This is a genomic window from Rhizobium sp. P1_E1, from assembly GCF_056406015.1.
The window spans coordinates 1-2,566 of the sequence record NZ_JBFUAY010000390.1 but is presented as its reverse complement, the minus strand read 5'-3'; the positions used below and the strand labels follow the sequence as shown (position 1 = coordinate 2,566).

3 protein-coding genes are annotated in these 2,566 nt (G+C 61.2%); 1 reads left to right on the top strand and 2 read right to left on the bottom strand.

Going from position 1 to position 2,566, the window contains the following annotated elements; genetic code table 11:
• Positions 1-777 (top strand): acetamidase/formamidase family protein (locus AC1D1Z_RS36150; RefSeq protein ID WP_477853609.1); only part of this gene is annotated, 777 nt, incomplete at its 5' end.
• Positions 778-832: 55 nt separating this feature from the next.
• Here the strand turns inward: AC1D1Z_RS36150 and AC1D1Z_RS36145 are convergent.
• Both AC1D1Z_RS36145 and AC1D1Z_RS36140 read right to left on the bottom strand, forming a co-directional pair.
• Positions 833-1,735, bottom strand: a complete 903-nt coding sequence (locus tag AC1D1Z_RS36145) for a proline iminopeptidase-family hydrolase (RefSeq protein WP_477853607.1) — start codon at positions 1,733-1,735, stop codon at positions 833-835.
• 63 nt (positions 1,736-1,798) lie between these two features.
• Positions 1,799-2,566 (bottom strand): helix-turn-helix transcriptional regulator (locus tag AC1D1Z_RS36140; RefSeq protein ID WP_477853605.1); only part of this gene is annotated, 768 nt, incomplete at its 5' end.

The window sequence follows — 2,566 nt, the reverse complement described above, 5'->3', positions numbered from 1 at the left end:
AAGCAGACATCCGGCCCCAATCCGATGAACGGCCCGATCTTCGTGGAAGGTGCTGTGCCCGGAGATGCGCTGAAGGTCGAGATCATCAGCATGATCCCGACCAGGGCCACGGGGTTTACCCGCAGCGTCGTCGCCGCCAATGTCGTCGATCCCGAGACGGTTCGCGACCTGCCGGCGCGCGATATGGCCATCTGGGTCATCGACCGCGAGGCATTGACCGTTCGGCTTTCCGAGCCGGTCGCCGGCCTCGAAAACCTCGTTCTGCCTCTCACCCCGATGATCGGCTGTTTCGGCGTGGCGCCCAGCCTCGGCCAGGCAATATCGACCGCAACCAGCGGCGAATATGGCGGCAATATGGATTATCGGCTGTTCGGCCCCGGCACCACGGTCCGCTTCCCGGTGGCCGCTCCCGGCGCCCTGTTCTTCCTCGGCGACTGCCATGCCGTGCAGGGGGATGGCGAGATCGTCGGAACCGGCGTCGAGACGACGTTCGAGGTCACGGTGCGGCTGACGGTGGAAAAGAGGGCCGGGCTGGTCTGGCCGCGCGGGGAAACCGCTGAAGACATCTTCACTATCGGCAACGCCCGGCCCCTCGATCAGGCGCTCCAGCATGCGACCAGCGAAATGCTGAATTGGCTGGCGTCGGATTACGGCCTTGACAGGACGGCGGCCAGCCATTTGCTCGGCCAGGTAGTGCGTTACGATGTCGGCAACGTCTTCGATCCCGCCTATACGATGGCTTGCCGTGTTGCCAAGAAATGGCTCATTCGCCGATAGGCGATCGCTGGCGTAGAGGGCGGTCCAACGATCGTGATGGACCGCACGCGCTTCTTCAATCGTGCCGCGACAGGAAACCGGAAACGGTCGCCAGGCAAAGCTGCTTTTCCTCGACATGCGGCATATGGCTGGAATTTTCGAAGAGCACCCATTCGCAGCCGGGAACGCGTTCGAGATAGGGCCTTACCACCAGGGGCGTCGCCTCGTCGTATTTTCCCGAAATCAGCAGCGTCGGGGCCTCGATTCGGTCGAGCCTGTTCTCGATCGTCCAGTCCTTCATCGTGCCGATGACGTGAAATTCGGTCGGGCCGTTCATGTTGCGGTAGACGGTGTTGTCTTTGTCCATGATCGCAAAGGTCCGCGCCACTTCAGGCGGCCACGGCACCACCCTGCAGACATGGCGGTCATAGAAGACGCGCGAGGCGGCGATATATTCCGGATCGGTGAGGCTTCCCGCCAGTTCATGCTTCAGCAGCGTGTCCTGCACCTCTTTCGGCAGTTCCTGCCTCAGCCGGTTCGCCTCCGAAACCCAGGTGTGCATGTTGGCCGGCGAGTTGGCGATGACGAGCGCCTTCAGGCCTTGTGGCCGGCGCACCGCATGTTCGGCACCGAGCATGCCGCCCCAGGACTGACCGAGGAAGGCATAACGATGCTGAATGCCGAGATGGGAAAGCAGCGCGTCCAACTCTTCGAGAAACAGACCGACCGTCCAGAAATCCGGGCCCTTTTCCGGAAGTCGGGTGGAGTTGCCATTGCCGAGCTGGTCGTAATGGATGACCGGAYGGCCGTCGAGGGCGGCGATATCCTTGAAGGAATCGACATAATCATGGGTGCAGCCGGGCCCGCCGTGGGCGACCACGAGAGGTAGCTTGCCGCTCTCCAGCGAACCGGTGACGCGATACCAGGTGTGATAGTCGCGAAAGGGCAGATAGGCTTCTTTGGTCGTGACTTCGCCCACTGGCGTCTCCATCTCTTAGCAATGAGAAAAAGCATAACGCGGCGACGACGGTGAAGGCAGCTATCACAAGTTATAGGGTGGCCAATTATGGGTCGGCCGGTCTTCGAGCAGGCGGTAATGGGTGGCGCGAACCACGGCCTGGGTGCGGTTGCGGGCCCCGAGTTTCTTTGTCGCGGCGTTCAGATGCATCACGACGGTCGGTACGGAACGGTCGATGATGCGGGAAATTTCCTTGGCGGAGTAACCTTCCGCCGAATGGCGCAGGCATTCACGTTCCCGCTCGGTCAGGCGGATCGTGCCGACGCTCTTCGCCCGCGTGTCGAAAAGCGAATAGGCGGTCTCATGGAAAACATGGGCAAGCAGGTTAAAGTCGGCGATATAGCGCAGTGCGTGCCGTTCGAAATCTTTGTTCCGGCCGAAGCGGATGCCGGTGACGGTCGCATAGTCGCCGCGTGGCATGTGAACCGGAACGGTGACGCCGGTCGACATATCGCGTTCGCTTAAATAACGCGTCACCGGCGCGGTGTCGTCGTTCATGAAACGGTTGATCAGCGTGTCGGCGTCCGGGTCGTAGTTCCAGAAGAAGGGTGCGGAAGTGCGCAGCGCCACCTGTTGCACCGGATCGATACGGAAATAGCCGCGATTGAACCAGTAGTCGTGCATGTCGTCGGAGATATTCCGCAGCTTCAGCAGCGATGGTATCATGATCGCGCCGTCGAGATCGTAAGGCACCGGTGTATAGTCGTAGATCAGCGCCTCGAAGCCGATCTGCTTCATCGCCTCGAAGGCCTGGTCGATCCGGCCGTCCAGCGTCTCATGCGCTGTGAACTG